Consider the following 2,227-nt stretch of genomic DNA (forward strand, 5'->3'; position numbering starts at 1 on the left):
AAAGGACCCAGTGCCTTACCCACCCCCAGCCGGAAGGCGGTGTTGCCGGTCTTGAACGGGTCCGCCCCCGCCATGCCAGCGGCGGCGTACGCCGCCAGCGCCACCGGTGGCGTGATGTCCGCCAGCAGTCCGTAATAGAACACGAAGAAGTGAGCGACGATCGGCTCGGTGCCGAGCATGACAAGCGCCGGCGCCGCGATCGTCACCATAATGATGTAGTTCGCGGTCGTCGGGATGCCGCAGCCCATCAGGATGCAGACGACGCCAGTCATGATCAAGGTGAACAATAGGGTCAGGCCCTGGGCCGAGAAGATCGCCTCGGGGATGAAGGTGCCGAAGAGAAGGGAAAGGTGTCCGGCCGTCGATGTGACGATGTAGGACAGCTTGAAGCCCACTCCGGTCAGGGTGACGACGCCCACGACGATGCCGACGGTTGCGGCAGCGGCTCCGACTGCGAGCGCATATTTGGCGCCGTCGCGCAGACACGTCACGATGTCGGCGACCGACATGCGCCGGCGCGGATTGAGCAAGCCGACGAGAATACACAAGGTGATGCCCCAGAAGGCGGCCATGTAGGGCGTGTAGCCCGAGAGCAGCACGCCGATGAGAACGACGAGCGGGATGATCGTCGGCCAGTCCCGCTTCAGCGCCTCGACGACATCGGGCATCTCGTCCGGCCTGAGCCCCCTGAGGCCGGTTCGCTTGGCCTCGAAATGCACCTGCATGAACACGCCAAAGAAGTGCATGAAGGCGGGCACGATGGCGGCAAGGATGATGGTCGTGTAGGGCAGTTCGAGAAATTCGATCATCAGGAAGGCCGCTGCGCCCATGATCGGTGGCGTCACCTGGCCGCCGGTCGAGGACGCCGCTTCCACCGCTGCGGCGAAATGTTTCTTGTAGCCGAGCTTGATCATCGCCGGGATGGTCAGCGAGCCGACGGTAACGGTGTTGGCGACCGACGAGCCGGAAATCATGCCGAACAGCGCCGAGCCGAAGATCGACACCTTGGCGGGACCGCCGGCGTAGCGGCCGGCGACCCACGCCGCGCAGTCGAGGAAGAGCTGGCCGAGGCCAATGCGGGTGGCGAAGACGCCGAACAGCACGAAGTGGAAGACGTAGGTGGCGACGACGCCGAGCGCGATGCCGTAGATGCCCTGCGTCGTCAGATAAAGGTGATCGACAAGCTGGGAGACGGACGCGCCGGGGTGCACCAGAATGCTCGGCATGTACCGCCCCAACAGCGCGTAGGCCATGAAGACGACGGCGATGATGGGCAGCGGGATGCCGACGGAGCGGCGCGTCGCCTCCAGCAGAAGCAGGATGAGGATAAGGCCGAACACCACGTCGAGCGCCGTGGGATTGCCGACGCGGAAGGCAAGGTCGTCGAGCGGGATCATAGGCACGTGCATGACGACGACGACCGCAGCGATCGCCAGCAGCCAGTCGAAAAGGGGTATGCCGAGCGGCCGCAGGAGGCTGGACCGCGCGGGCTGGTCGTAGCTTTTCTTCACCAGCGGGAAGACGAGGAAGATCAGCGCCAGCACCATCGACAGGTGGATGCCCCGGTGCAGCATTTCCTGCAGCAGGCCGAAACCGGCGGTGTAGTAGTGAAACAGTGACAGCGCCACCAGGAGGAAGCCGACCAGCCAGCCCGCGACACGGGTCAGTGGCCGGAAGCGGATTTCGGAGTCGAATTTCTCCTCCAGTTCGCGAGCGCTCTCCTCATCGAACTCCATTGCGGAAAGCTTGATCTTGTCGTCATCGCTCATGCCGGTTCCGTGTCCTGAATTTCCAGACAAAAGAGGCGGAAAGCATCCCTTCCGCCTCGTTGTTGTCAGCCGGTCCAAATGGCTCTTATTTCAGGGTGCCGACTTCCTTGTAGAATTTCTCTGCGCCGGGATGAAACGGAATGCCAGCGCTGGTAACCGCGTTCTGGAGCGTGATCAGCTTGCCCTTGGCGTGGCCTGCCTGCAGGGCCTTTTGGGTTTCGTCGCTGTAAAGCGACTTGACGATCTTGTAGACGAGGTCGTCGGTCTGCTTGGCGCTGGTCACCCATTGAGCGGCGACGGAAATGGTCTTGGTTTCGCCGACATTTTTGTAGGTGCCTTCCGGCACGGTATCGGTGGAGAAGAACTTCTGCTCGGACAGCAGCTTGTCGGCCTCGGGGCCGGTGATCGGCACCAGCGTGATGTTGTTGGTGGTGGCAAGCTCAACGATTGCGCCGGTC

2 protein-coding genes are annotated in these 2,227 nt (G+C 62.8%); both read right to left on the reverse strand.

Annotated elements, in window-relative coordinates:
* The coding region (locus tag EN991_RS33090; protein WP_164769554.1) for a TRAP transporter permease at positions 1-1,769 on the reverse strand (1,769 nt) is incomplete at its 3' end.
* 85 nt (positions 1,770-1,854) lie between these two features.
* On the reverse strand, positions 1,855-2,227 hold a 373-nt coding region (locus tag EN991_RS33095), incomplete at its 5' end, for a TAXI family TRAP transporter solute-binding subunit (RefSeq protein ID WP_127370316.1).

Source organism: Mesorhizobium sp. M7A.F.Ca.US.005.03.2.1, from assembly GCF_003997795.1.
GTDB classification, from domain to species: domain Bacteria; phylum Pseudomonadota; class Alphaproteobacteria; order Rhizobiales; family Rhizobiaceae; genus Mesorhizobium; species Mesorhizobium ciceri.